23 protein-coding genes, 5 tRNA genes and 1 pseudogene are annotated in these 26,579 nt (G+C 43.4%); 14 read left to right on the top strand and 15 right to left on the bottom strand.

The features are described from left to right. Positions 1 to 8 precede the first annotated feature (8 nt). Positions 9 to 1,670, bottom strand: a complete 1,662-nt coding sequence (gene ettA, locus FTU64_RS02160; protein ID WP_180055443.1) for an energy-dependent translational throttle protein EttA — start codon at positions 1,668 to 1,670, stop codon at positions 9 to 11. A gap of 319 nt (positions 1,671 to 1,989) precedes the next feature. On the opposite strand from ettA, the gene FTU64_RS02155 reads away from it, so the two are divergent. From FTU64_RS02155 to FTU64_RS02145, 3 genes and pseudogenes are all read left to right on the top strand, one after another. Continuing rightward, positions 1,990 to 3,267: an O-acetylhomoserine aminocarboxypropyltransferase/cysteine synthase family protein gene (locus FTU64_RS02155; RefSeq protein WP_180055444.1), complete on the top strand. Its 1,278-nt coding sequence runs from the start codon at positions 1,990 to 1,992 to the stop codon at positions 3,265 to 3,267. A gap of 401 nt (positions 3,268 to 3,668) precedes the next feature. Further along, positions 3,669 to 4,556: an SDR family NAD(P)-dependent oxidoreductase gene (locus FTU64_RS02150; protein ID WP_078189400.1), complete on the top strand. Its 888-nt coding sequence runs from the start codon at positions 3,669 to 3,671 to the stop codon at positions 4,554 to 4,556. Positions 4,557 to 4,658: 102 nt separating this feature from the next. Next, a pseudogene (locus FTU64_RS02145) lies at positions 4,659 to 5,384 on the top strand (FAD-dependent oxidoreductase); the annotation flags it as partial. Positions 5,385 to 5,503: 119 nt separating this feature from the next. Here FTU64_RS02145 and FTU64_RS02140 read toward each other — a convergent pair. Continuing rightward, positions 5,504 to 6,721, bottom strand: a complete 1,218-nt coding sequence (locus FTU64_RS02140; protein ID WP_180055446.1) for an RNA-guided endonuclease TnpB family protein — start codon at positions 6,719 to 6,721, stop codon at positions 5,504 to 5,506. Positions 6,722 to 6,760: 39 nt separating this feature from the next. Between FTU64_RS02140 and tnpA the strand changes: the two genes are divergently transcribed. The 11 genes from tnpA (at position 6,761) to FTU64_RS02085 (ending at position 18,211) form a co-directional block, all read left to right on the top strand. Beyond that, positions 6,761 to 7,159, top strand: a complete 399-nt coding sequence (gene tnpA / locus FTU64_RS16465; RefSeq protein ID WP_152873595.1) for an IS200/IS605 family transposase — start codon at positions 6,761 to 6,763, stop codon at positions 7,157 to 7,159. Between the two features lie 93 nt (positions 7,160 to 7,252). Continuing rightward, positions 7,253 to 7,801, top strand: a complete 549-nt coding sequence (locus tag FTU64_RS02130; protein ID WP_180055447.1) for an FAD-dependent monooxygenase — start codon at positions 7,253 to 7,255, stop codon at positions 7,799 to 7,801. Between the two features lie 96 nt (positions 7,802 to 7,897). Then, a complete protein-coding gene (gene hisIE, locus FTU64_RS02125) occupies positions 7,898 to 8,680 on the top strand; it encodes a bifunctional phosphoribosyl-AMP cyclohydrolase/phosphoribosyl-ATP diphosphatase HisIE (RefSeq protein ID WP_180055448.1) in 783 nt (260 codons plus the stop codon). Positions 8,681 to 8,691: 11 nt separating this feature from the next. Then, positions 8,692 to 10,194, top strand: a complete 1,503-nt coding sequence (locus FTU64_RS02120; RefSeq protein WP_180055449.1) for a UvrD-helicase domain-containing protein — start codon at positions 8,692 to 8,694, stop codon at positions 10,192 to 10,194. Positions 10,195 to 10,240: 46 nt separating this feature from the next. Then, positions 10,241 to 11,644 carry an AAA family ATPase gene (locus FTU64_RS02115; RefSeq protein WP_180059134.1) on the top strand — a complete coding sequence of 468 codons (1,404 nt, stop codon included), beginning with the start codon at positions 10,241 to 10,243 and terminating at the stop codon, positions 11,642 to 11,644. 342 nt (positions 11,645 to 11,986) lie between these two features. Next, the gene (locus FTU64_RS02110) at positions 11,987 to 14,827 is read left to right on the top strand and encodes a monovalent cation/H+ antiporter subunit A (RefSeq protein WP_180059191.1); all 2,841 of its coding nucleotides are present in this window, start codon (positions 11,987 to 11,989) and stop codon (positions 14,825 to 14,827) included. A 1-nt stretch (position 14,828) separates the two neighbouring features. Then, complete coding sequence (locus FTU64_RS02105; protein ID WP_078189407.1) at positions 14,829 to 15,194, top strand: Na+/H+ antiporter subunit C; 366 nt, start codon at positions 14,829 to 14,831, stop codon at positions 15,192 to 15,194. Then, complete coding sequence (locus tag FTU64_RS02100; protein ID WP_180055451.1) at positions 15,194 to 17,002, top strand: monovalent cation/H+ antiporter subunit D; 1,809 nt, start codon at positions 15,194 to 15,196, stop codon at positions 17,000 to 17,002. Before FTU64_RS02105 ends, FTU64_RS02100 begins: the two co-directional genes overlap by 1 nt. 1 nt (position 17,003) lies before the next feature. Next, positions 17,004 to 17,525, top strand: a complete 522-nt coding sequence (locus tag FTU64_RS02095; RefSeq protein WP_168378198.1) for a Na+/H+ antiporter subunit E — start codon at positions 17,004 to 17,006, stop codon at positions 17,523 to 17,525. Further along, on the top strand, positions 17,522 to 17,797 hold the full coding sequence (locus FTU64_RS02090) for a monovalent cation/H+ antiporter subunit F (RefSeq protein WP_078189410.1): 276 nt from the start codon (positions 17,522 to 17,524) through the stop codon (positions 17,795 to 17,797). The genes FTU64_RS02095 and FTU64_RS02090 overlap by 4 nt, the downstream gene beginning before the upstream one ends. Positions 17,798 to 17,809: 12 nt before the next feature. Next, positions 17,810 to 18,211, top strand: coding sequence for a Na+/H+ antiporter subunit G (locus tag FTU64_RS02085; RefSeq protein ID WP_168378199.1), 402 nt, complete (start codon positions 17,810 to 17,812; stop codon positions 18,209 to 18,211). A gap of 18 nt (positions 18,212 to 18,229) precedes the next feature. On the opposite strand, the gene FTU64_RS02080 is transcribed toward FTU64_RS02085, so the two are convergent. From FTU64_RS02080 to tpiA, 13 genes are all read right to left on the bottom strand, one after another. After that, entirely contained in the window at positions 18,230 to 18,613 is a 384-nt protein-coding gene (locus FTU64_RS02080; protein WP_180059133.1) for a hypothetical protein, read from the bottom strand. A 66-nt stretch (positions 18,614 to 18,679) separates the two neighbouring features. Next, the gene (locus tag FTU64_RS02075) at positions 18,680 to 19,066 is read right to left on the bottom strand and encodes a type IV pilus biogenesis/stability protein PilW (RefSeq protein ID WP_180055453.1); all 387 of its coding nucleotides are present in this window, start codon (positions 19,064 to 19,066) and stop codon (positions 18,680 to 18,682) included. 169 nt (positions 19,067 to 19,235) lie between these two features. Then, positions 19,236 to 19,643, bottom strand: a complete 408-nt coding sequence (locus FTU64_RS02070) for a ribosome-binding factor A (protein ID WP_078189413.1) — start codon at positions 19,641 to 19,643, stop codon at positions 19,236 to 19,238. Next, positions 19,643 to 22,336, bottom strand: coding sequence for a translation initiation factor IF-2 (gene infB, locus FTU64_RS02065; RefSeq protein WP_180004671.1), 2,694 nt, complete (start codon positions 22,334 to 22,336; stop codon positions 19,643 to 19,645). The genes FTU64_RS02070 and infB overlap by 1 nt, the downstream gene beginning before the upstream one ends. A 10-nt stretch (positions 22,337 to 22,346) precedes the next feature. Further along, positions 22,347 to 23,831, bottom strand: a complete 1,485-nt coding sequence (nusA, locus tag FTU64_RS02060) for a transcription termination factor NusA (RefSeq protein ID WP_078192558.1) — start codon at positions 23,829 to 23,831, stop codon at positions 22,347 to 22,349. A 35-nt stretch (positions 23,832 to 23,866) separates the two neighbouring features. Further along, positions 23,867 to 24,391, bottom strand: a complete 525-nt coding sequence (gene rimP, locus FTU64_RS02055) for a ribosome maturation factor RimP (RefSeq protein ID WP_078189416.1) — start codon at positions 24,389 to 24,391, stop codon at positions 23,867 to 23,869. A 216-nt stretch (positions 24,392 to 24,607) separates the two neighbouring features. Then, positions 24,608 to 24,684: transfer RNA gene (locus FTU64_RS02050), tRNA-Met, on the bottom strand. Positions 24,685 to 24,774: 90 nt separating this feature from the next. Further along, positions 24,775 to 24,851, bottom strand: a tRNA-Met gene (locus FTU64_RS02045). A gap of 58 nt (positions 24,852 to 24,909) precedes the next feature. Beyond that, positions 24,910 to 24,986 (bottom strand) — tRNA-Met (locus tag FTU64_RS02040). Positions 24,987 to 25,059: 73 nt separating this feature from the next. Next, positions 25,060 to 25,136: transfer RNA gene (locus FTU64_RS02035), tRNA-Met, on the bottom strand. A gap of 48 nt (positions 25,137 to 25,184) precedes the next feature. Next, positions 25,185 to 25,269, bottom strand: a tRNA-Leu gene (locus tag FTU64_RS02030). 52 nt (positions 25,270 to 25,321) lie between these two features. Continuing rightward, a complete protein-coding gene (secG, locus tag FTU64_RS02025) occupies positions 25,322 to 25,651 on the bottom strand; it encodes a preprotein translocase subunit SecG (protein ID WP_078189417.1) in 330 nt (109 codons plus the stop codon). Positions 25,652 to 25,664: 13 nt separating this feature from the next. Continuing rightward, on the bottom strand, positions 25,665 to 26,456 hold the full coding sequence (tpiA, locus tag FTU64_RS02020) for a triose-phosphate isomerase (RefSeq protein WP_180004673.1): 792 nt from the start codon (positions 26,454 to 26,456) through the stop codon (positions 25,665 to 25,667). Between the last annotated feature and the right edge of the window lie 123 nt (positions 26,457 to 26,579).

Genomic DNA, 26,579 nt, shown 5'->3' with positions numbered 1-26,579 from the left:
ACTGGAACTTAGTTACCAATTTTGCGGTATTTTTGACGCTTTGCAACAAGGTCATCACCATCACGTTTACGACGATATTCTTCAAATTCATGGTAGTTACCTGTGAAGAATTCAGGGGTTTCACCTTCAAATGACAAGATGTGCGTTGCAATACGGTCGAGGAACCAACGGTCATGCGAGATCACCATGACAGTACCTGGGAATACCAGAATAGCATCTTCAAGCGCACGTAAAGTTTCAATATCCAAGTCGTTTGACGGTTCATCGAGTAAGATGACGTTTGCACCCATTTGCAGGATTTTCGCAAGTTGTAAACGGTTTCGTTCACCACCTGACAATTGACCTACACGTTTTTGCTGATCTTGACCTTTGAAGTTAAAGCGACCGATATACGCACGAGATGCGATTTCGTATTCACCAATTTTCAAGATATCTAAACCGCCAGAAACTTCTTCCCAAACAGTTTTGTTGTCATCTAAGGTGTCACGAATCTGACCAACATAAGCCACTTTAACAGACTCACCCAGTGTAACTGTACCTGTATCTGGTTGTTGTTCGCCTGTCATCATACGGAATAATGTGGTTTTACCCGCACCGTTTTCGCCCACGATACCTACAATTGCAGCAGGTGGTACAACGAACGATAAATCTTTATAAAGTGTACGGTCACCAAAGGATTTACTAATACCTTCAACTTCTACAACTTTATTACCTAGACGTGGACCAGGTGGAATATAGATTTCAGACGTTTCGTTACGCTGTTGGAATTCGCGTGAGTTAAGCTCTTCAAAACGCTCCATACGCGCTTTGTTTTTCTTTTGCTGACCTTTAGCATTTGAACGAACCCATTCAAGTTCTTTTTTCAATGCTTTAGCAAAAGATTCTTCTTGCTTCTGCTCTTGCTCTAAACGGGCATTTTTCTGCTCTAACCAAGAAGAGTAGTTGCCTTGGTATGGAATACCCATGCCGCGGTCAAGCTCAAGAATCCACTCTGCCACGTTATCCAAGAAGTAACGGTCATGGGTAATCGCAACGATGGTGCCTGGGAAGTCTTTCAAGAAACGTTCTAACCAAGAGACTGATGAAGCATCCAAATGGTTCGTCGGTTCGTCTAGAAGCAGCATGTCTGGTTTAGACAATAACAAACGGCAAAGTGCAACACGACGGCGCTCACCACCAGACAACTTAGATACATCTGCATCCCAAGCTGGAAGGTTCAACGCAGCAGCAGCCTGATCCATTTGGTTGACAATGTTATGTGCATCCCATGAATGGATAACTGCTTCTAACTTCTCTTGTTCTTTTGCAAGTGCATCAAAGTCAGCATCTTCTGCTGCATATTCTGCAAATACTTCATCAAGACGCGCCAAAGCATCCAACGGTTCACGTAAACCGTCTTCAACGTTACCACGAACGTCTTTGCTTTCATCCAATGGCGGCTCTTGTTCAAGGTAACCAATTTTGATACCCGGTTGAGCACGTGCTTCACCTGAGAAATCTTTATCTACGCCCGCCATAATACGAAGCAAGGTAGATTTACCTGCACCGTTTAGACCAAGCACACCAATTTTTGCGCCTGGGAAAAATGATAAAGAGATGTCTTTCAGGATTTCGCGCTTAGGCGGAACCATCTTCGACACACGGTTCATCGTGTAAATATATTGGGCCACTTAGGACTCCTCAATAGTCAAAACATATACGGAGCAACACAAAGTTGCCCCTGCTCAATTGAGCGAAAAAATAATCGGCTATTATACGCATAAAGTCGTGAAAAAATAAGGTTTCGCACACGCCTTCAATGCATTGTTACAAGTTTAATGGCGAACAAAATTTAAACATGCGTTTTTAAGCATAATTTCGCTCATCTTTAGCTGAAAATTTTTCAATAATATGAATAATTATGATATTAGTTTTATAAATAAAGCACTTTTATTCATATATATAAGTGATAGACTGTTTAAAAAATTAGCTCACTTAGATGATGTAATCATGACCTATAAAGACGAAACTTTAGCAATTCACGCGGGGTATACCCCGGAGCCAACCACCAAAGCGGTTGCGGTGCCGATTTATCAAACCACCTCATATTCCTTTGATAACACACAGCATGGTGCTGATTTATTTGACTTAAAAGTTCAGGGTAATATTTATACCCGCATTATGAATCCAACCACGGCGGTACTTGAACAGCGTGTTGCAGCACTCGAAGGCGGTATAGGCGCACTGGCGTTGGCATCAGGTATGGCGGCCATTACATATGCGATTCAAACCATTGCTGAAGCAGGCGACAATATCGCTTCAGTTTCGACCCTGTACGGCGGCACATATAACCTGTTTGCCCACACTCTGCCGAAACAAGGCATTGAAGTTCGCTTCTTTGATTATCAGAACCCTGAAGCGCTGCGTAGCCTCATCGATGACAAAACCAAGCTGGTCTTTGTCGAATCTATTGGTAACCCATTGGGCAATATTATTGACCTCGAAGCAATTTCGAAAATTGCGCATGAATATGGCATACCTGTGGTGGTGGACAATACTGTGGCCACCCCTGTCCTGCAAAAATCTTTTGAATTTGGTGCCGACATTGTGGTGCATTCACTCACAAAATATATTGGCGGTCATGGTAATTCGATAGGCGGCATCATCGTCGACAGCGGCAAGTTCCCATGGGGCAAATACCCTGAACGCTTTAAATCACTCAATACCCCTGATCCAAGCTACCACGGGGTGAATTATGTCGAAGCTTTAGGTGAAGCCGCCTACATTGCCCGTGCGCGCGTGGTACCACTACGTAATACAGGCGCTGCGATCAGCCCACACAATGTGTTTTTGATCTTACAAGGTTTGGAAACCTTAAGCCTGCGCATGGAACGTCATACCGAAAATGCGCAAAAAGTGGCTGAATATTTACAAGCGCATCCAAAAGTAAAATGGGTCAACTACGCTGGCTTAAAAGACCATCCACAGCATGCTTTGGCGCAAAAATATGTCAAAGGAAAACCGTCGGCAATTCTTTCCTTTGGGGTTCAAGACGGCCTTGCAGGTGGCACACGTTTCATCGATGCCTTGCAGTTGTTTACTCGCCTGGTGAATATTGGTGATGCCAAAAGTTTAGCCTGCCATCCCGCGACCACGACACATCGTCAGCTCAATGAAGATGAACTCAAAGCCGCCGGTGTCAGCATTGATATGGTTCGTTTATCGATTGGGATCGAACATGCAGATGACTTGATTGCCGACTTAGATCAAGCCTTAGCTGCTGTTTAAACCATAATTGCACAATCCACAGGTCTTATTTTTAAGGCCTGTTTTTATTTCCATTTCATTTAAATAACCACTCCCACATAATCCGCCTTCCAACTTTGGGCATCTATGGCCCTGCTTCTATATTTATTTACAATTTTATTTATCTTGAAAATCGACTTTTTTAGGTTGCAACGATGTTGATAAAAGCACTTCTCTTTCACATATTTATGTGTTAAAAATTGAGTAAATAGGGATTTTAATTTAGAGTAAAAACTCTAAATATTATTTTATTATCAATTACTTATCATATGGCTTTTTTTGAATAAAACGCTATCATACCGCTGACTTAAAACAGCCCTGCACATAGCGTTGTCGGGCCGATAAATGAATACAATAAAACTGATTTAACAGGGAACCTCATCGTGAATTCAAGACTTGAGAAACGTTTCGTTGACCGTGTCAACGGTAAGACCATTTTAATCACCGGTGCATCAAGTGGTATCGGTTTAACCACAGCGCATCGCCTTGCCAACGCAGGCGCACATGTTCTACTGGTTGCACGTACCAAAGAAACTCTTGATGCCGTAAAAGCTGAAATTGAAGCCACTGGCGGTAAAGCCGATGTTTTCCCATGTGACCTCAATGATATGGACTCCATTGATGCTGTGGCACAACAAATCCTCGCTTCCGTCGATCATATTGATATCTTAATTAATAACGCTGGCCGTTCTATTCGTCGTGCCGTACATGAATCAACCGATCGTTTCCATGATTTTGAACGTACTATGCAGTTGAACTATTTTGGCGCGGTACGTTTGGTGATGAATTTACTGCCGAAAATGATGATTCGTCGTGAAGGTCATATCATCAACATCAGTTCGATTGGTGTATTGGCCAATGCAACACGCTTCTCTGCCTATGTTGCGTCTAAAGCCGCATTAGATGCTTTTAGCCGTTGCCTGAGCGCTGAAGTTCACTCGCATAATATTGCCATCACGTCGGTCTACATGCCATTGGTGCGCACGCCAATGATCGCCCCAACCAAAATTTATAAATACGTACCAACCCTTTCTCCAGAACAAGCAACCGACCTGATTGCCTATGCCATCGTGAAACGTCCGAAGAAAGTGGCGACCAATTTGGGCCGTTTGGCTTCGATCACTTACTCCATTGCTCCTGACATTAACAACAAACTCATGTCGATTGGTTATAACCTGTTCCCAAGCTCTTCAGCGTCTATTGGTAAGCAAGAAAAACTCAATTGGGTACAAAAAGCATATGCTCGCCTATTCCCTGGTGAACATTGGTAAGACCTGATGCATCCCTAAAAAAGCCCTTATGAGGGCTTTTTTATTGGGTTTTATACGACAACTTTGCTACATTGGGGTGAGATAAAATCAACTTTTATAATAATGAAAACTCAAAATATTGCCATCATCGGTGCAGGTACAGCAGGATTAGCTGCTGCAGCAATGCTTGCTGCTCAAGGCCATCAGATCTGCTTATATGAAAAAGTCTCACAACTTGAACCTGTGGGTGCAGGATTATTATTACAACCTGCCGGACTGGCAGTTTTCGAACATTTAGGCATTTTGGAACATGCCTTAAGCCTTGGCGCTGTGGTAACTGGTCTTGAAGGTCAACTGGCTGGCGGCGACTTGCTGATAAACAGTCATTATCGACAAGCCGATGACCGTTCATATGGGCTCGGCATTCACCGTGCCACACTCTGTCATGCCCTCGCATCCAAAGTCGGTGAATATCCTCAACACGTTGAATGGTGCATGGCGCATGAAGTGCATGAACTTCAAGAATCCAGTGAGGGTATAAACGTAATTGGGCAGTTCGCAGATCAATCTTTTCAACGTCAGTTTGATCTCGTGCTGATTGCCAATGGTGCACGCAGCCATTTACGTCCTAAAGCGTGGGAAAAGCTCAACCAAGCTTATCCTTGGGGGGCGAAGTGGATCATCGTGCCTGAATGCGAAGTGCTGAATCCGCAGATCTTGCATCAGTTCTATGACCGTTCCAATATCATGATGGGTGTGATGCCAACGGGAGCAATTCCAACACAGCCTGAACAGCGCCTTTCGAGCATTTTCTGGAGTCTACCTACAGAAGATTTAGAAGGATTCTTGACATACTCCCACCACCAAGCTAAGAGCTATGGTGGGGGAATCTTTGCGACCCATGCAATCTTAGAGATTGCACCTTTCGATACCGCACTGCGCTGACAGTATGGCGGTACAGGAACTCTTTATACAGTACTATGTCCTAGTGCATCAGCTAAAGCGAAATTGCGTATATTCAAGCTTGCATTCAAATCACGATCATGCACTGTTTCACAGTCAGGACATTGCCATTCTCTTATGCTTAGTGGCAATTTTGTCATAGTATAACCACAACATGAACATGCTTTAGAACTTGGAACGAATCTTCCAATTTGTAGCACATTCTTACCGAACCATTTTGCCTTGTATTGCAATATCGTAAGAAATTGACCCCAAGCCACATCCGAAATGGACTTGGCTAATTTTCGATTTCTTACCATGTTTTTTATCCCTAAATCTTCTACAGCATACGTGGTCGCTTGGTTTTCACAGATCAAGTAATGCGTGAGTTTGTGATGTAGGTCTAAGCGTTGCAGGCGCACTTTTTCATGGATGAATGCAACACTTAATTTTTGACGTTGATAATTCTTTGATTCTTTCTTCTTTCGAGCAAATATCTTCTGCTGTATGGATAGTCGGTTTTGAGCCTGTCGCAAGTATTTTGGATTTTCAACCTTATTACCATCGGATTGAATGAGCATGTGATTCAAACCCATATCAATTCCGATGGTTTGATCAGCTTGAATTGTTGTTGATGCAACAAGTTCTAACTCTGACTCGACCAAAATCGAAGCATAATACTTACCTGTCGCTGTTTTGCTAATGGTGACAGTTTTGATTTTCCCATTAAATACCCGACTAAATACAGTTTTTATCCCTTTAATTTTAGGTAGATGAAGTAATCCGTTCTCAAAGCTCACTGTTGCGTGCTGAGGGCATTGATAAGACCGTTGCGGTATTTTCTTGGATTTGAACCGTGGGTAGCCGACAAGATGACTTAATGGGCGTTTTTCATCAGGATTTGGTTTATATCCTTTGATCTTTCTGAATTCAACCTTGCCTTTCTTTAATCGCTGAAAAAAGTTGTTGTAAGCAGTGTGTAGGTGAAGTAACCCACTAAGAAGTGATTGACTATTCACCTCGTTCAACCATTCGAATTCAGGTTGTTTTTTCATGGCAACTAATTGGTCTTGAATATCCTTTTTTGATAATAATTTTTGAGTTTCAGAATGAGCTTTAGTTTGAAGTGCTAAAGCCCAATTGAAAATAAAGCGAGTGCATCCGAAGTGCTTTTCAAATTGCACTTTCTGCTCAGAAGTAGGATAGATGCGATATTTATACGTTTTCAAAAAAGGTTGTTTCATGGTTATAATTTAGCAAATTAATTGCTTAGTGTAAATGTAATGAAGTCACATTATCACTGTGTTTATAAACTTACATATCATTTAGTGTTGGTAACAAAATATCGCAAGAAATGCCTTTCAAATGAGATGATCAATCGGCTTGAAGAAATTGTAAAAAAGAACTGTGCTGATTGGGAGATTGACTTGATTGAGTTCAATGGTGAAGCTGATCATATTCACTTATTGTTAGATATGCACCCGAACATCATGCCAAGTAAATTCATCAATAATCTAAAAACTGTATCAAGCAGACTGATACGCAAGGAGTTCGGTGAAGAACTAAAACCTTATTATTGGAAACCTGTGCTTTGGACGAGGGCATACTGTCTACTTACAACAGGTGGAGCGACAATTGATGTAATTCGAGAATACATCCAAAACCAAGAGAGACCCGACTGAAAAGGCGTGCTATCCATCTCCATCTAAATCACAGATTATAGATGGAGAATTCCGCACATTTAGTTAAAAACCAAAAGCGCACAGCAGCAATGGTTGCTTGAAGTTTCGAAACGCTGGCTGAGTGTTGCAGAATGGTTAGCGCATGTGATTCCACATCCAGATGATCCGCAGCAATGGCTGTCTGCCAACTATCGTGATGTGGTGCTGAGCAAACTTGGTGAAGGTCGTATCGGTATCTTAGGAGATGCGGCTCATGCCATGAGTCCACAGCTTGGACAAGGCGCCAACATGGCTTTGCTCGATGCATGGGCCATCAGTCAGGCCCTGCTCCAATATCAACAGGACTCCTCACTGGAAAACCTCTGGCAGGAGTATCATCAGCTACGGTTGTCCTCCGTACGATTTTACCAATTTTTTAGTCGCTTGCTGACTCCTTTTTATCAATCACATCATCGCTGGACAGCGCCGCTCCGTGATTTTTCATTTCGTGCTATGTATCAGCTGCCGTTTTTCCGCAAAGAAATGGCGATTACGATTTCCGGCTTAAAAACAGGTGCATTTGGGCACATGAATTATGCTGACATTGCCCGAAAGCCTGCAGATGATTCTGCGGCTGAACTGCGCAATTTAAAATTTGATTAAGAATTAACTCCCCATCATTCTCTTGATGGCTTACACTATAGTGCTGCTCAAATGCTGCGGCATTTATTTTTTGATTTTTGAATTGGTGAAATCCTCATGAACAACCTGCAATGGCTCGATGAAGTAAAATTTAACGAACAAGGCTTAGTGCCTGCTATTGCACAGCATCATCAAAGCGGGCGCGTATTGATGGTGGCATGGATGAACCGTGAAGCGTTGGCGCAAACTGCAGAAAAAAATCAAGCGGTATACTTTTCACGTTCACGCAATAAGTTATGGCATAAAGGTGAAGAATCTGGCCATTTCCAAACCGTGCATGAAATCCGTTTGGACTGTGATGCTGACGTGATTGTGCTACAAATTGAACAACATGGCGGCATTGCCTGCCATACTGGCCGTGAGTCGTGTTTCTACCGTAAACTTACTGCCAATGGCTGGGAAATTGTCGATGCGCAATTAAAAGATCCGGCTGCAATTTATGGTGCAAAATCAGCAAATCCGCATACCCTTGCGATGAATGCGTCCAATGCACAGTCTGAGCAAGTCGATGTACTCGACTACTTAGGTAAAATGATGGCTGAACGCAAACAAGCTGATCCTGAATCCTCTTATGTGGCGAAGCTTTACCATAAAGGCCTCAACAAAATTTTAGAAAAAATCGGTGAAGAAAGTGTTGAAACCATCATTGCCGCTAAAGATTTTAAAATCGAAGCCAATGAAGACAACAAAAACGATTTAATTTACGAAGTGGCAGACCTTTGGTTCCATACCATTGTGATGTTGGGTTATTTCGATATTGATCCACAATTGGTACTCAACGAACTCGCTCGTCGCCAAGGCCTTTCTGGTTTGGTTGAAAAAGCCAACCGTCAGCACTAAAAGTCGCAACCGTGCCAGATCTTAAAAAACCGACCGCGACCTATGAGCAGGCCACTGCCATAGATAACGCACGTCTTGGCAAATCATTTAAAGTGATTGCCTATGCTGGCACAGGTAAAACCACCACACTCCAAATGATCAGTGATGCCATGCCTCAGCGGCGTGGCATGTACTTGGCCTTTAACAAAGCCATTGCGACTGAAGCACAGAATCGTTTTCATCAAAATGTTGACTGTCGCACCTTCCACTCATTGGCTTATCGTAGTGTTCCACGTGGAGTGACTGACAAACTGCGTCTACCGCGTTTAAGTCCGAGTTTTATTGCCAAAGAGTATCGACTAGAACCGATCACCTTACGTCGTATGATGGGCGGTCGTTATGAAAAATATGTGCTCATGCCTTCGCGCTTGGCGAGTCTAGTAGCAAATGCTGTTAGTTATTTCTGTTCGACCAGTTCACAGTACCCTGCCCCAAGACATCTACAAGCACCGAGTTGGCTGCATCCTGACGATATCGAAAGCTTACAAAAGCATTTGTATCCTGCCATTGAGCGTCGTTGGTTAGAGTCGATTGATCCGAACCATGCTGCAGGGATTGGACACGATATTTATTTAAAACTTTGGGCTTTGTCTGAACCCAATATTCCTGCGGATTATGTGCTGTTCGATGAAGCTCAAGATGCTGACCCGCTAATGCTGGGGATTTTACTGAAACAGCGGAATACTCAAGTCATCTATGTGGGCGATGCGCATCAGCAAATATATGCATGGCGTGGCGCAGTCAATGCCATGCAGCAACTCCCATTACCTGAATCACGTTTAACCACGTCGTTCCGTTTTGGTGAAGACATTGCCTTGAACGCCAATGCTCTGCTGGGCGCATTGAATGAAACCGTACCGTTATTGGGTAATCCACAACTCAACTCTAAAGTGGTTAATAAGCCTCATACCAAGATGCGGGATGCCATTTTATGTCGTACCAATGCACGCGCGATGGAACTGTTATTGGCGGGTTTGGTCAAAGGTGAAAAAGTTAGCCTGCAAGCAGATCATGCGCGACTCAATCGTTTTGTCGATGCTGCAGCCATGCTCAAACAAGGCAAACGCGTGGTCGATGTCCCAGAGCTTGCATGGTTTAACTCATGGCATGATGTACATGAATATTGTGAAACCAATGACGGCAGCGATATTAAACCGCTGGTGAAGTTGGTCGATGATCACGGCACTGACCCGCTGAAAAAGGCGCTGGCGAAAATCACCCCGATTGATCAAGCCGACTACATCATCTCGACAGCCCATAAAGCCAAAGGTTTAGAATGGGATCGGGTACATATAGAAGATGACTACCAATTTAAACTCAACGATAAAGATTATAAAATTAGTGACGAAGAGTTACGGTTACTTTACGTGGCTTGCACACGTGCTAAAGTAAGTTTAAATATCCATCATATTTATGACTTGATGCAGCACTTAAAACGTCAAATGCCCAAATCTTTGGCACAAGCGGTCAGCTAGTATGATGAAAAAGGTGAATAAACAATAAATCAGTAAAAGGTGCACCATGAAATTACAATCTATCCAACTCAAGCACACCCTTCATTTTACTGATATCACCCTCAATTTTAATTACCACGATCTGCCGATCACTTTAATTTTGGGTGATCAAAGTTCTGGAAAAACCTCCCTACTACGCTTTAGTTATCAGGCCCTCACTTGGTTCGCTGCACGTTATAAAGATTTACGCACCGCAGGCGTGGTAATGCTCGATCAAGACATCATGTTAAATCGCTTGCAATCGAAACTTGATATTCAAGTCAGTTTTCCCGAAGAGATTGGCTCATTTCAGCTTTCAAGTGATCAACAAGACCAAGACCCACAATGTTGTTCATGGCAATTGTACAAAACCTTAAACAGTCAAGGCGTCGGCCTCAGTAAGGCCGAAACACAGCAATTAGAATCGATGGTTGCGCTGTATCAAAAAGCCCTCAAAGCCGATCCGTTACAAGGGTTGCCACTCATTGCCTATTACCCTGCTGAACGTTTCGTCAACGATGTGAATATTCTCAATAAAAATAATCCTGCTATTTTTCAGCCTTCGCATGCTTATGAAATATCGGCCATTCCCTTTACCACGTTTATTCGTTTTTTTGAGTGGTTTCGAGAAATATCCGACATTGAAAATGCACAAAGTGCCGAATTAATTCAAAATTTATTACATCCTAAAACCCAAGCCGATACATCCAACGCATCAGACACGCCAATTTTTGGGCAAAAACTAGCACAAGCTCAGGCCGATCTATACGCGCCGTCACTCAGATCATTAAAACAAGCTTTAGAGACCGTATTGCCCGATGTGACCAATATTTATCTGCAATATCATCCCAAATTACAATTAATGGTCTGCTACCAAGGCAAAGACATGTTGTTTCAACAGTTGTCGAATAGTGTGCGCAACCTTGTGGCCTTAATTGGTGATATTGTGCGTCGCCTTTGTCTACTCAATCCTCACAGCTTGTATCCGTGCCAAGAAGGTGACGGTATTTTATTGATCGACGCCATAGACCACCAACTCGATCAAAACATGACTCAAGTGATTTTGACCCGTTTAAATCAAGCGTTTCCACGACTCCAAATTATTGCCAGCGGAAACCGTCCTGAACTATTGGAACATGCTTCTCGTTTTCAGTGCTTACAACTACAGAATAAAAAGCTCAGTGAGATTCAGCCTGAAAAATTACAAGAAACCTATGATCAGATTTATCAGCAGTTGCAACTCGGATCAAAGCCATCGCTTCCACCTAAAACTGAAGAGACTGAATTAAATGAGCTACTGAACAGCCCAGACACCATCCAGCACATGTTGCAATTAATCCAGACGCAACTGACCGAGCAACAGCAACACGAATTGGTTAGGGCTTTATCACAGCGGGGTGATCAGGACGTTACGATCCAACCGCTGAGTTAAAAATACCGAGGCTGATTGGCTGGGCGTAATCCATAGCCTCGATGTTTAAATATTCAGCAACAAGGCCGCGATAAATGTCGAGTCAGTTGCGTCAGGCGTATAATGTGTAAGTGGTTCATAAAAAAGATTGATGTTGTTTTACGCATGTAATATGATCGGTTTTATTTGCAATTTTCATAGTAACATCGGAAATTGCTATCGCTTCACGAGTTGCGCAACACAGCTTGTTTTTAATTTTTTTGACACACATGGCTTTCAAGATTGAGTTTTTGGACTGCTCTTTGCTGTCCTGTAATCCTTGAAAGATGAAATACACCTAGGTTTCACCGCCTAATCATGACAATGGATACGAGTGTGCTACCGATTATTATATTGTTACCGTTAATACTAGGCACAACACTTGTCTCGTGGTTGAAGCAATTCTCTCGCGGGGTAACAGCTTTAGGGGCGATTGGCGTCAGCCTCAGCAGTTTAGTTTTATTATTGAGTCAGGCCCCAGATGTCTTTAATGGCAAAACCATCATTCAAACTTGGCCGTGGCTCACTCAAGTTGGCATTGATTTCAGTTTCCGTCTCGATGCACTGGGCTTGTTGTTTTCCCTGCTCATTACGGGGATCGGCACCTTAATTTATATCTATGCCTACTATTATTTAAGTCCAAAGAACTCGCTCAGTAAACTGTATGTTTTATTGATGCTGTTCATGGCTGCCATGCTCGGCATTTCATTGTCTAATAATTTAATTTTATTACTCATTTTCTGGGAACTCACCAGTATTTCATCCTTCCTGTTGGTCGGTTATTGGAGTAATTACGATGCTGCTCAGCGTGGCTCTCGAATGGCTTTAACCATTACAGGCATGGGTGGTCTATGTATGTTGGGTGGTTTTGTTCTGTTGGCGCAAATCACGGGCACCTATCAGATTGACCAAATCCTGACGATGAGTAGCCAAATTCAGCAGCATCCGCTTTTTGTGCCCACACTGCTATTAATTTTAATGGGGGCATTTACCAAAAGTGCACAGTTCCCTTTCCATTTTTGGTTGCCAAATGCCATGGCAGCACCGACCCCCGTCTCGGCTTATCTTCACTCTGCCACGATGGTGAAAGCCGGAATTTTCCTGCTTGCGCGCTTATTGCCGATCTTTGCAGGCGCGGCGTTGTACCACAACTTGGTCACCTTTATTGGCTTATTTACCTTATGTATGGCGGCCTTCTTTGCCATTTTCAAAGAAGATTTAAAAGGGCTGTTAGCCTATTCCACCATCAGTCATTTAGGTCTGATTGTTTGCTTACTCGGGATCGGCTCTCCCCTCGCAGTTTCCGCTGCCATTTTCCATATCATTAACCATGCGACCTTCAAAGCAGCCTTGTTTATGATCGCAGGGATTATTGACCACGAATCAGGCACACGTGATTTACGAAAACTCTCTGGTTTATGGCAATTACTTCCGTTTACAGCAACGCTGACCATGATCACTGCGGCCTCTATGGCAGGCGTCCCATTAACCAATGGTTTCCTTTCTAAAGAGATGTTCTTTACTGAACTATTAGCCAACCTGACTGGGCCAGTGATGATCGTGTCAGCCATCATTGCCACCTTTGCCGGTATCTTTGCTGTCGCGTATTCGGTACGTTTGGTTCATGGGGTATTTTTTGATGGTCCACTAGGGAAAGATGTTCCCAATAAAGAAGCGCATGAACCACCGTTTGGCATGCGCGCTCCAGCAACCTTACTGGCTGCTTTATGTATTTTAGTTGGACTCTTCCCTGCGTTATTGGTTGAGCATATTGTCAATAGTACCGCGCGTGCGAGTATTCAAAATACTGCGTTTGAAGGTACACATTTAGCGATTTGGCATGGTTTAAATGCACCCCTTTTGATGAGTGTAATAGCACTATTGGGTGGTTTAGTTTTCTATTTCGCATTGGCAAAGGGCGGCAAATTACGCCGTATCGATTTGGATCCTCTTTTGGGCCGTTTGCAAGGCAAAATCCTGTTCGACTTATTTTTAAAGCATCTTTTACTCAGCTCAAGAAAGTTCCGTCGCTTTACTGAAAATGGCAAATTACAAAGCTATTTATTGTGGATTTTAATCTTTAGTGTAGCCATCGTCATTGTTCCATTTTGGCTGCAAGGTATCGGCACAGGCAGCCGTGAACTGATACATGCACCAATCATCGCAATCGTTCTGTGGCTATTATTATTCTCTGCATGTTGGATGATGCTTTGGTTCCACCATGAACGGATTAAAGCCGTCCTCATCAGTGGTGCAGTCGGTCTGGTTGTGACTATGGTGTTTATCTGTTTCTCCGCTCCAGATTTGGCGCTCACGCAGATTACTGTTGACGTGGTGACCACCGTGCTCTTACTCATGAGCTTATCATTATTACCACAGCTCACACCTTATGAGTCGAGTGTGTCTCGTCGTTGGCGAGATGCAATAATTGCGATTATTGCAGGTTTAGGGATCGCATGGATTTCATGGCTGATCATGACCCGCGATCATAATTCCATCTCATGGTTCTTTATGCAGCAATCCATCCCACTTGGTGGTGGTACCAATGTGGTCAACGTGATCTTGGTCGACTTCCGTGGCTTCGATACCTTTGGTGAAATTACCGTACTGGGAATTGCCGCAATTGGTACGCTGTGCATGATGGATGGTATGCGTGCTCATGGTACCACCATTACGCAAGGTCTGACCTATCGTTTTAATCCGTCACCACTGATGTTCCGTATTACATCATCATGGATTTTGCCTTTAGCACTCGTCATCAGCTTATATATTTTCCTACGGGGTCATAATTTACCAGGCGGTGGCTTTATTGCAGGCTTAATTACCTCTTTAGCCTTAGTGATTCAATATATTGCGCTCGGCCAAGACCGTGCTGAACAACTGATTGGTGCAAAATCAGGTCGCTTATATGAAGTTTGGATTGGTATTGGTTTAACCATTGCGGGGCTGACAGGTATCGCGGCTTGGCTATGGGGGCGTCCATTCCTGACCAGTGCTCATATCTATGTATCGCCACCCATTTTAGGTGAAATGCACCTTGCCTCCGCTGCCCTCTTCGACACAGGTGTCTACATCACCGTTGTGGGCGCGACGATGTTAATGATTTCCGTCTTAGGCGACTCGCGTCACTCGAGTATGTCTGGTCCAGTTCCAAGAGGCGAATAAGATGATTAGTTTAGAATTTTTACTCGCTTCAGCCATTGGCTTACTGACTGCAACAGGGGTCTACCTGATTTTGCGGGCACGTACCTTTCCTGTCGTGTTGGGTTTAGCCATGATTGGCTATGCCGTGAACTTATTTTTATTTGTCATGGGGCGTATTCATGTCAACGCACCTGCCGTGTTAACTGAAACCACCAAAGCGACCGATCCTTTACCACAAGCCTTGGTCCTGACAGCCATTGTGATTGGCTTTGCGACCACTGCCTTTATCGTACAATTGGCTCTGCGTAGCCGCTATGAAACCGGAACAGATCATGTGGACTCCAAAGAAGAAATACCGCAAATTGACCCGCGGGAGGATGAGCCATAATGCATGACTTCATCCAATTTTGGACTACGCATAGCCCGATTTTCAGTATTTTAATTCCTGCAATTACTGCATTTATTTTAGTCCTGCTGGGCAACCCCGGCTCTGGCTCATTGGCGCATGACTGGCGACAACCTTGGCGTCGTGGAATCAGCTATGTTTCTGGCATCCTTGGGCTGATCACATCTATCAGTTATTTGATGATCGCCAGCTCTGGCCAAGTCTTGGTTTATAACCTGAGTGAATGGGCCGCACCGTTTGGTATTGTCTTAGTTCTAGATCGACTCTCAGCATTCATGTTGGTACTGACTTATGGTCTTGCTGTGCCTGTGATGTGGTTTGCCAGCAAAGAATGGGATGAACGTGGTCGTTATTTCCATGCCATGTGCCATTTCTTACTGATGGGTTTGTGTGGTGCGTTCCTAACAGGCGATTTATTTAACCTATTTGTCTTCTTTGAAATCCTGTTGATGGCATCGTACGTTTTGCTCTTACACGGCCAAGGCAAAGCACGTTTTCAATTGGGTATTCATTACGTCACCATTAACCTATTTGCCTCTGCCCTCTTCCTGATTGGACTCGGGATGATTTATGGCAGTGTAGGTAGCTTAAATATGGCAGATGTTGCACGACTTATGCCTTTGCTTGAAGCGGATCAACATCGTATTGCTGTGGCTGGTGCATTGTTACTATTCACTGTCTTTGGCATCAAAGCTGCAATGCTGCCTGTAGGGTTCTGGTTACCGAAGACCTATGCTGTGGCAACCACGCCTGTCGCAGCCTTATTCACCATCATGACCAAGGTCGGCATCTATGCCATTCTCCGTGTCAATGGCACTGTGTTTGACGATGGGATTAGCCGTGAAATCTTACAACAGTGGCTGTTACCGATTGGCTTAGTAACCTCGCTCTATGGTGCTTATGGCGCAATCGGAACGGATCGTTTACGTCGTTTTGTCGGTTTTATGATTTTGTCTTCTATCGGGACAATATTGGTTGCGATTTCACTCTTTAATACGGATGCATGGGCTGCGGGACTTTATTACCTGATTCACAGTACCATCATTGGTGCAGCTTTTTATATTCTCTCGGGTTGGATTACCTCACAACGTGGCGAATTTAAAGATCATTTTAAAATTGCGCCCCGTATGAAACAGCATAATACCGTTGCTGTTTGCTATTTCATCATTGCGTTGATGATGGCTGGTCTACCGCCCTTTAGCGGCTTTTTAGGTAAAGTATTTCTCTTACAAGCAACGGCCAACTCACCTTACCAAATCATGATTATTTTGATTGTATTGTTGGTGAGTTTACTCAGTATTATCGCATTCACCCGAGTTGGTTTTGTGTTTTTCTGGCGTTCATCTCGCCCAGAAGATGATATTGATACTGAAGAATATCAGCGTTATCAGGCTTTGCCGAATAAGGCACCGCTTCGTAATGACAAAACCATTTATCTGCTGTTAACAGCGCTTGTGGGATATATGGTTTTTGCTGCGCCGATCTATGACTATACCTACAAAACTGCACAGCAAATTCAAGACAATCCATTATATGAATCGTTGCTACTGAAAAAGGATGAAGAAGGCCAAATCATCAGTGTTCAACCTTATGATCCTGAAAATTTACCTGAAACCAAATATGGTGGTGAATCAGCCGATCCAAATGCACACCTCATTCCTGCATTGATCGCACCTGAAACTCTACATGGCGAGCATATTTCTGAGTACAAGCAACGCCAAATTCAGGGACAGCAACAAGAAGAAAAACTACCTGAAGAGACCCAACTAAAACCGATGGAGGCACCTTAACATGGCGAAAACATCTGTATTAAATCGCTGGTTTCCGCATCCATTGGTTTCAGTCATGGTTGGCCTGAGCTGGGTCATGTTAGCGCACAGTCTAGATGCGGCCACACTCTGCATGGCCTTGGTTTTAGCCATTGTTATTCCGCGATTGGTTCGCCCTTTTATTGACCGAACGCCGAATATCAACTGGCTGGCAGCATGTAAATTATTCTTTGTGGTGTTATGGGATATTATTGTCAGTAATATCCATGTTGCAAAACTCGTCCTTGGTCCGACACATAAACTGCACCCGAAATGGTTCCGTGTCCCTCTCGATACACAGCATGAGGAAGTCAATTCTTTACTTGCGATGATCATCACCACCACACCCGGTACGGTGTCTGCCGGGATTGACCAAGATCGTGGTGATATTTTGGTCCATGCGCTGAGCACGGATGATCCTGAAGCGGAAATTCAAACCATTAAAGAGCGCTATGAACGCCCTCTCATCCTCATTTTTGGCGCTGATACAGGAGAATCCGCATGACAATTTTACCGTATGCGCTTGGCATCTGTTTAGTTGCTGTGACGATCTCGATGTTACTGTGCCTCATCCGCTTGGTGATGGGACCCTCAATCGTAGACCGGCTACTTGCTTTAGATACCTTATTCTTAAATGCTACCTGTTTAATTGTCATTTTAGGTATTTATTGGGCAAGTACATCAATGTTTGAAGGGGCATTATTGGTTGCCATGCTTGGGTTTGTGTCTACAGCCGCTTTAGCACGCTATTTCACCACTGGCCACGTGATCGACTAGGAGTCCATTAATATGCAATTAGTCATGGAAATTTTGGTCTCGATTTTTTTGGTTATTGGCGCTTTTTTCATGTTGGTCGGCGGTATTGGCATGGTTCGCCTACCCGACTTATTTATGCGTCTGCACGCACCGACCAAATCGAGCACCTTAGGATTAGGAAGTTTTCTAATCGCTGCAATTATTTATGCGGCATTTCAAGGCCGTTTTGGTTTTGCAGAGATCTTGATCACGCTCTTTGCCTTTATTACAGCACCGGTTTCTGCAAACCTTATGGCGCAAGCAGCCTTACATTTAAGACTTCGCTCGATGAGTGGTGATGCACCAGAAGCGCTCAATCGCCCTCTTCCTTGGCAACGAACTCGCCGCCGTGCCTTTCACTCTAAAGTCCATTCAAAACCGGAAGATCTGGATTAAATCCAGATCTAGTTTTGATTATGCCTTCGAGCTAAAAAAATCTTTGATTCGCATCCACATTTTTTCAAATACGCTGCTTTGAGCCATATATTGCAAACGCTTTTGGTTATATGGCGTCGTCTTTAATCCATATTTTTCTGCTAAATCAATCAGTATATTTGTTTCATAACGACTTTGAAAATGATCAGACCAATTAGGCTGATATTGACTCATCTCAAGATTCGCCAATTCATAAAACAACTGCGCCATCACGGCATCCTGTCTTGAAACAAAATTTTTCCGCTCATTAATCTGTAAACTGGCCTGCTCTCGTATAGCATCATATTCTGCTGTTGTGAGTTTTTGCTGATTCTTCCAGTGCGCATCAGGTACATAACCTGTTCCATAATGTACATTCAACAATAGATATTCATGAAAATATTTTGCCGTCGCACGTTTTTCTTTGACTGTTAAAATATTCAGATGAATCTATTCACTGCCAAGATGTATCGATGGATCACGCTTCATACCTTCAGCAATCCATTTTTTGGCCTGTGAAATATTGCCGATCAACTCATAAGCGGTGCCTAAATTCACTGCCGTCTTCGGTAAACCTGGATGCTCATTTTCAATTGCACGTAAAACCTTAATGGCTAAATCATAACGGCCTGCGTAGATCTGATGTACGGCATAATCATTTTCTGCCTGATAGTCTATTGGGCTAGGATGCCTTGAGACAAAGTTCTTCAAATTTTCGTCATGATGTTCTTCGCGTTGATTTTCTTTTTCTGAATCAAATGTATAAAAATCTTCTACATAGGTATTTAGACATGCCCAACTTGGCATAGTGATGAGTAATATGCTGCTCAATAACATGATTTTTTTCATTATATTGTTTGTACAGACTGGACTATCCAATGTCATTTTCAACCTGAGTTTTATCATCTAGTTATAATTATGTGTGTTATTGGGTATTTTTAACGTGATGACTATTCAAACATAAAAAAGCCACCCGAAGGTGGCTTTTTTCATTCAGCGAACTGAATTATTCATCATCTTTTTTTGCTTCGTCAGTAGGAGGTAAGTCCTTGACCGCTTCCGCAATTAGACCAAACATATAGTTGCCATAAGCATTTGTTTTGTCGTAATGGAAACGCAAACGTGGCGTAATACGTGTTTTGATACGACGACTCAGTTCATGACGCAAGAAGCCAGATGCTTTATTTAAAACATCTAAAGTTTCTTTATTTGCAGCTTCACTTTGCTCATCGCCTAGCTCACGCCCCATTACAGTCACATAAACTTCGGCATATCCTAAGTCTGGGCTCACCTTCACGGCAGAGATGGTCACGAGACCACCTAAGCGTGGATCTTTCAGCTCCTGACGGATCAGTTCTGACAACTCACGTTGTACTGTATCCGCCATACGCTTCAGACGTTGACTACCCGCCATTAAAGACTCCGTTTAATTAATTGAACATCGTACACTTCAATCTTATCTTGTGCTTTGATGTCTTTATAGCCTTTCACCGCAAGACCACATTCCATACCGGCACGAACTTCTTCAACCACATCTTTGTAGCGACGAAGAGATTCAAGCTCACCTTGGAATACCACCACGTCATCACGTAATACGCGAATCGGTTTATTACGGTGTAATGTACCTTCAAGTACCATACAACCTGCAGCAGCACCGAATTTACTTGAGTGGAACACTTCACGTACTTCAGCCACACCCAGAATTGTTTCACGGTGTTCAGGCGCCAATTTACCGCTCATCGCATCTTTCACATCATCAATTAATTGATAGATGATCGAGTAGTAACGAATGTCGATACCATCAGCATCAGCTTTTTGACGTGCAGTATTATCAGCACGTACGTTAAAGCCGAGAAGAACCGCTTCTGAAGATTCAGCAAGTGTTACGTCAGACTCAGTGATCGCACCAACACCTGAACCAATAATACGTACTTTCACTTCATCAGTTGCAAGTTCAGCAAGTGCAACGTGTAATGCTTCTAAAGTACCACGTACGTCTGTTTTCAATACCACGTTGACAATAGGCACATCTTTCTTACCCATAGACGCCATGATATTTTCAAGACGCATCGCAGATTGACGTTCAAGACGTTTTTGACGTTCACGATCCATACGCGCATCAGCAACTTCACGTGCTTTTTTCTCGTCATTTACAACAAGAACTTCATCACCTGCCATTGGCGCTTCTGGTAGACCCAAGATTTCCACAGGAATCGAAGGACCAGCAGATTTAATACGTTGACCATTTTCATCTGTCATCGCACGTACACGACCGTATGACGAACCTGCAAGAACAAGGTCACCCACTTTCAATGTACCGTTTTGAACAAGAATCGATGTTACCGCACCACGCCCTTTGTCTACACGTGCTTCAATTACAACACCTTGTGCTGCACCCTCTTCAGATGCTTTAAGCTCAAGAAGTTCGGCTTGAATTGAGATCAAGTCAAGAAGTTCGTCGATACCTGCACCGCTGTGCGCAGAAACCATTGCCACTGGAACGTCACCGCCCCATTGCTCAGGTACGATTTCTTTCGTCGTCAACTCATTCAATACGCGATCTGGATCAGCAGACTCTTTATCCATTTTGTTGATAGCAACAATAATTGGCGTACCTGCTGCACGTGCATGGTCAATCGCTTCCGCAGTTTGTGGCATAACACCATCATCTGCTGCAACAACCAACACTACGATATCTGTAGATTTCGCACCACGTGAACGCATTGCAGTAAATGCTGCGTGTCCCGGTGTATCTAAGAAAGTAATAATACCTTTTTCAGTTTTCACATGGTAAGCACCAATATGCTGTGTGATACCACCTGCTTCACCTGCAGCCACTTTAGAGCGACGAATACGGTCAAGAAGTGATGTTTTACCATGGTCAACGTGACCCATAATTGTCACAACTGGCGGACGAGTGGTTTGGACACCACGCGCTTCTTCAGCTGCTTCAAGTAAGTTGTCTTCTGCTTGAGTATCAGAAACCAATACTGGGTTATGACCCATTTCTTCAACAACAAGTGCTGCAATTTCTTGATCAATCGCTTGGTTTTGAGTAACCAATTCGCCCATTTTCATGAGTGATTTGATAACTTCGCGAACTTTAACCGCCATTTTCGCAGCCAAGTCAGCAACAACAATTGTTTCACCAATTTCAACATCATAAACTTGTTTTTTAACTGGTTTTTCAAAGCCATGCTTGTTCGCTTGACTTGTTTTTAAACCACGTTTATGTGAGTTATCACGGAAAGATTGCTCTTCGCCACGACGACCACCTTTTTTAGGTGAACGTGAATTGTTGGTATTGGTACCACGTTTAATTTCACGGTCTTCTTTCGCAAATGAATCTTCATATGCCTGACCTACAAGGCCGGCAGCAAGCGGAGAATCATCTACAACACGAATGGTCGCAGTAGTGTCTTCGTTAGAATACTTAGACGCCATTTGACGCATTTGCTCAAGCGTACGTTGTTGCGCTTCTTCAGCGGCTTTACGACGCGCCGCTTCTTCTACAGCTTTCAATTGTGCTGCTTGAGCTTCACGTGCTTTTTTCTGTTCTAGAGTTTCAACAGGTTTTGTAATTGGCTTGTTGTTTGACTTACGTTTTACAACAACCGCAGCTTTCGGTGTTTCTTGCTTCGCATGTTCTTGCTTCGCAGCAGCGCGCATTGCTTCTAAAGCTTGTTTCGCTTTAGATACTGGTTGTTGCTTCGGTTCTTCAGCTTTCGCTTCAACCTTAGGTTCCTGTTTACGTGCTTGTTGGTCAGCTTGTGCTTTCGCTAATGCTTCAGCTTTAATTTGCTCAGGATCCGGTTTAACAAATGTATGTTTCTTACGAACTTCTACATTAATCGTTTTTGCCTTGCCCGATGTACTCGCCACTTTAGCAGTACTGGTAGTTTTACGTTTCAACGTGATTTGTCCTGCATTGCCCGCATCCTGACCATGAACTTTTTTCAAATGGTTAACGAGGGCATTTTGTTGTTCAGTGGAGATAATATCGTCAGGTTTAGTTTGTGGTAAACCCGCATCACGAACCTGTTCCAGTAGCTTCTCAACTGGACGACCCACGTTGAGAGCTAACTCCTTAATCGACTTGTCCGTCATATATTACCTCCTAGTTAAACCATGATTCGCGCGCTTTCATAATAAGTTGACCTGCTTTTTCAGCACCTAAACCTTCGATATCAGAGATATCGTCAGTGGCTTGATCTGCAAGATCATCTACAGTTACCACACCGCGAGCGGCAAGCGCATATGCGATTTCTTTAGTCACGCCTTCCATTGCAGCAAGCTCTTCGCTTGGCTCTTGGATGTTTTCTTGTTGCTTCAATGCATCAGCCAATGCAATTTCTTTTGCACGACCTTGCAGCATTTCAACAGTTTCAGCATCAAGTTCGATCTCATCGAATGTTTCCGCAGGAACATACGCGATTTCTTCTAATGATGTGAAACCCATTTCAACTAACGCCATCGCTAAGTCTTCATCAATATCTAGACGTGTAACAAACATATCTAAATATTGTTGCGCTTCGTTTTGTTGGCGTGCGTGATATTCTTCTTCAAGCATCATATTGAGCTTGTAACCAGTCAATTCAGATGCTAAGCGTACGTTTTGACCTTGAGAGCCAATTGCACGCGCTAACTGATCACTCGTTGCAAAAATAATATCTGCAGTACGTTCTTCTTCATCAATCACGATACCTGATACATCAGCAGGCTCTAAAGCACTTGCAATGTACTGTGCCGCGTCATCCGACCAAACGACTACATCAATACGCTCACCATTTAACTCTGACTGAACCGCTTGGATACGTGTACCACGCATACCAATACATGCACCTACAGGATCAATACGGTGATCGTTTGTTTTCACAGCGATTTTAGCACGAACGCCAGGTTGGCGTGCAGCTGCCTTAATCTCAATGATTTCTTCAGCAATTTCAGGAATTTCTTTCTTCATCAATGCGATGAGCATTTCTGGTTTAGAACGAGAAAGTAATAACTGAGCACCACGGCCTTCACGGTTTACGTTAAACAAAATCGCGTTTACACGTTGTTTAGGACGTAGAATTTCTTTAGCGATCATTTCTTCACGCGCAAGATATGCTTCTGCATTGTCACCTAAATCAATGATAAAGCCATCTTTGGTTTGTTTTTTCACTTCACCGTAGATGAGTTCACCAACTTTAGACTCGTAAGCATCTGCAATTAATGCACGTTCTGCTTCACGAATTTTTTGAACAATCACTTGTTTCGCAATTTGTGCCGCAATACGACCGAAATCAATCGATTCAACTTCAAGTTCACGAATATCACCAATTGCCCATTTTGCAGGATCTACATCAGAGATCGCATCTTGGCATGCTGGCATTTCGTGATCTTCGTCGGCAACCACTTCCCATTGACGGAAAGTACGGTAATCACCAGTACGACGGTCGATTTCTACACGTAGACGAGCTTCTTCCGAGTGAGTTCCCTCGTAGAATTTCTTCTTAGTCGCTGCAACTAAAGCTTGTTCAAGCGCTTCAAAAATTGCATCACGACTTACACCTTTTTCGTTACTAACCGTTTCTACTACGGTAAGAATTTCACGAGCCATAAGTCACCTATTCGTTCAGATTCTTATTTATTAAATTAATCTTGGAAAACCAGATTTGCTTTATCAATATTGTGGCTGTCAATATCCAACACTTGTTGCTTTTCAACTTCAACCTGAATCATTTCGCTTTCAAGGTCTACGCTTACAAGTTTGGCTTGGAATTTACGACGATTATCCACAGCACTGATCAAACGCAAAGCGACTTGCTGACCAATGTATGCCGTCATTTGTTCCAATTTAAAGAACTGACGATCCCAACCTGGAGATGACACTTCCAATGCATATTCGCCTGAAATTGGATCATGTACATCCAACATCGCACCCACTTGCTGAGTGACACGAACACAGTCCTGCACGCCGATACCACGGCCTTGCTCAACTTCACCATCTTCATTGATGACAGGTTCTGCATTTTCATCAACTTCACGGTCGATATAAATACGTAACAGTGAACGTTTTCCTTGAGGTTGGAAATCAATCCCCCAAAGTTCTACATCACATGCTTGCACCGCTGGGGCAATTAAGTCCTGAAGTGCTTGAGTTTTATTTGATAGCTTCATTTACTCTCGTCAAATTTGTGCGATTCGATGGTCGAAATGACCACTACAGACCAATGCAAAACTATAGTAGTAGTGAAACATGACGGTTTGACCAAAATACTGTCGACACTACACGATAGCCAATAAAAAAGGGCGTAAATCGCCCCATTATTACACAGAAAACCATAGTCCACTGTGCAAAAAGGCCCACCTAGTTGTGAGCCTCTTTTAGAAACTTGGTAGCGGGAGCTGGATTTGAACCAACGACCTTCGGGTTATGAGCCCGACGAGCTACCAGACTGCTCCATCCCGCATCAACATGCAAAAATTATATACAATTTCTTGGTCATTTTCAATCTAAAACAACCTGAAGAATTGCCCTACTGAGTTGCATCTCAGAGGATTGGTAGCGGGAGCTGGATTTGAACCAACGACCTTCGGGTTATGAGCCCGACGAGCTACCAGACTGCTCCATCCCGCATCAACATCACAATGGCTTTCAGATAAACTGCTTATATAGATTGTGTGCTATATAAGATTGGTAGCGGGGGCTGGATTTGAACCAACGACCTTCGGGTTATGAGCCCGACGAGCTACCAGACTGCTCCACCCCGCATCAATATGCAAATAGTTCTCTCAGCTTTAAAAGCTGTCCATTTAAAAGTTTGCATCTTAAAAATAGAATTGATTGGTAGCGGGAGCTGGATTTGAACCAACGACCTTCGGGTTATGAGCCCGACGAGCTACCAGACTGCTCCATCCCGCATCAACAGAGTTTTGCTGCATACACCAACTTATGTTCTGGATTATAAGTTGGTGCGGAAGGGGGGACTTGAACCCCCACGCCCGAAAGCACTACCACCTCAAGGTAGCGTGTCTACCAATTCCACCACCACCGCAGCTGTGACGCATTCTAGTCGCAACACATCAAAAAAGAAAGCGTTAAATAAATTATTCAGAGCTTTTTGGTGCAGTTGGCGAAGTTTCAGCCGATTTTGCTGGCGCAGTCGGTACTGAAGAAATCGCATTCAGACTATAAGCATCTGTCGTTTGTTTCTTTGCAAACACAGCAAGTGTCAAGCTCGTAACAAAGAACAAAGCCGTTAAAATCGCAGTCAAACGGGTCATAAAGTTACCCGAACCAGATGCACCAAATACAGTTGCAGCACCGCCGCCACCAAAAGATGCACCCGCATCTGCGCCTTTACCATGCTGAACTAAAATCAGCACGATCATTAAAATCGCTAAGATAATATGTACCACCAGCACAAACGTATGCATGCTGAACTCCTAATTATTTTGTATTTGCAAATGCTTGAGCAATTTTATAAAACGACTCTGCATTTAATGATGCACCACCGACGAGCGCACCATTGATATCTGGACAAGCTGCCAACTCTACTGCATTTTCAGGTTTTACACTACCACCATAAAGAATTGCAGTATGAAGTCCCATTGGGGTGATTTGGCTTAAACCTTCACGAATTTTAGCATGCATCGCTTGTGCATCTTCAGGTGACGCTGTTTTCCCTGTGCCAATGGCCCAAATTGGCTCATAAGCCACCACAATTTGTTTCCACTGCTCTGCTTGTACGACAGCAGCAATATCACATATTTGTTGTAACACAACTTGTTCTGCTTGGCCGCTTTCACGTTGTTCTAAGCTTTCACCCACGCAATAAATCACAGTCAAACCCGCGTTTAATGCATTTTTTACTTTTTCATTAATGATATGCGGTTGATCAGCAAAAATTTCACGGCGTTCTGAATGACCAATCAGTACAAATTCAACACCATAATCTTTTAATAGCTCAGCACTGAGCTCACCCGTATATGCACCTGTACCTGCGACGCGAGAAACATCTTGTGCAACAGTCATAATATGACGGCTAGCCTGTGCTAATTCATTTTGCACCGTGGTCAGAGCAATAGCTGTTGGTGCAACCCCAATATGGCATGCCGCTTCAGCAATATTTTGTTCATCTAATAATTGCTTAAAATTCTTAAGAAGTGCGCCAGCATCGGCTTGCAATGGGTTCATTTTCCAGTTACCCACTACCCAAGGCGTAATCGTCGAACCCGACATATTTATCCCACATGACAAAGATGAAATCGGGCACATTCTACACGTAATTCATAATTTTGAAGATAAATTTCAACACATTTGCGTGTTCGAATGACTCTAGTCATTCCAAGATCTTCACTTTTC

Source organism: Acinetobacter sp. YH12128 (assembly GCF_013418655.1).
GTDB classification, from domain to species: domain Bacteria; phylum Pseudomonadota; class Gammaproteobacteria; order Pseudomonadales; family Moraxellaceae; genus Acinetobacter; species Acinetobacter amyesii.
Note: the sequence above shows the minus strand (reverse complement) of the source record. Positions and strands in the feature narration are given on the sequence as shown.

Excerpts from the sequence above, each read along its gene's own strand:
- FTU64_RS02090 (WP_078189410.1), top strand. The coding sequence starts at position 17,522 with ATGACAATTTTACCGTATGCGCTTGGCATCTGTTTAGTTGCTGTGACG.
- infB (WP_180004671.1), bottom strand. The coding sequence starts at position 22,336 with ATGACGGACAAGTCGATTAAGGAGTTAGCTCTCAACGTGGGTCGTCCA.
- tnpA (WP_152873595.1), top strand. The coding sequence starts at position 6,761 with ATGAAGTCACATTATCACTGTGTTTATAAACTTACATATCATTTAGTG.
- nusA (WP_078192558.1), bottom strand. The coding sequence starts at position 23,831 with ATGGCTCGTGAAATTCTTACCGTAGTAGAAACGGTTAGTAACGAAAAA.
- FTU64_RS02070 (WP_078189413.1), bottom strand. The coding sequence starts at position 19,643 with ATGGCGGGTAGTCAACGTCTGAAGCGTATGGCGGATACAGTACAACGT.
- FTU64_RS02140 (WP_180055446.1), bottom strand. The coding sequence starts at position 6,721 with ATGAAACAACCTTTTTTGAAAACGTATAAATATCGCATCTATCCTACT.
- FTU64_RS02155 (WP_180055444.1), top strand. The coding sequence starts at position 1,990 with ATGACCTATAAAGACGAAACTTTAGCAATTCACGCGGGGTATACCCCG.
- FTU64_RS02100 (WP_180055451.1), top strand. The coding sequence starts at position 15,194 with ATGCATGACTTCATCCAATTTTGGACTACGCATAGCCCGATTTTCAGT.
- FTU64_RS02105 (WP_078189407.1), top strand. The coding sequence starts at position 14,829 with ATGATTAGTTTAGAATTTTTACTCGCTTCAGCCATTGGCTTACTGACT.
- tpiA (WP_180004673.1), bottom strand. The coding sequence starts at position 26,456 with ATGTCGGGTTCGACGATTACGCCTTGGGTAGTGGGTAACTGGAAAATG.
- rimP (WP_078189416.1), bottom strand. The coding sequence starts at position 24,391 with ATGAAGCTATCAAATAAAACTCAAGCACTTCAGGACTTAATTGCCCCA.
- FTU64_RS02075 (WP_180055453.1), bottom strand. The coding sequence starts at position 19,066 with ATGTTATTGAGCAGCATATTACTCATCACTATGCCAAGTTGGGCATGT.
- hisIE (WP_180055448.1), top strand. The coding sequence starts at position 7,898 with ATGAACAACCTGCAATGGCTCGATGAAGTAAAATTTAACGAACAAGGC.
- secG (WP_078189417.1), bottom strand. The coding sequence starts at position 25,651 with ATGCATACGTTTGTGCTGGTGGTACATATTATCTTAGCGATTTTAATG.
- FTU64_RS02085 (WP_168378199.1), top strand. The coding sequence starts at position 17,810 with ATGCAATTAGTCATGGAAATTTTGGTCTCGATTTTTTTGGTTATTGGC.
- FTU64_RS02095 (WP_168378198.1), top strand. The coding sequence starts at position 17,004 with ATGGCGAAAACATCTGTATTAAATCGCTGGTTTCCGCATCCATTGGTT.
- FTU64_RS02110 (WP_180059191.1), top strand. The coding sequence starts at position 11,987 with ATGGATACGAGTGTGCTACCGATTATTATATTGTTACCGTTAATACTA.
- FTU64_RS02115 (WP_180059134.1), top strand. The coding sequence starts at position 10,241 with ATGAAATTACAATCTATCCAACTCAAGCACACCCTTCATTTTACTGAT.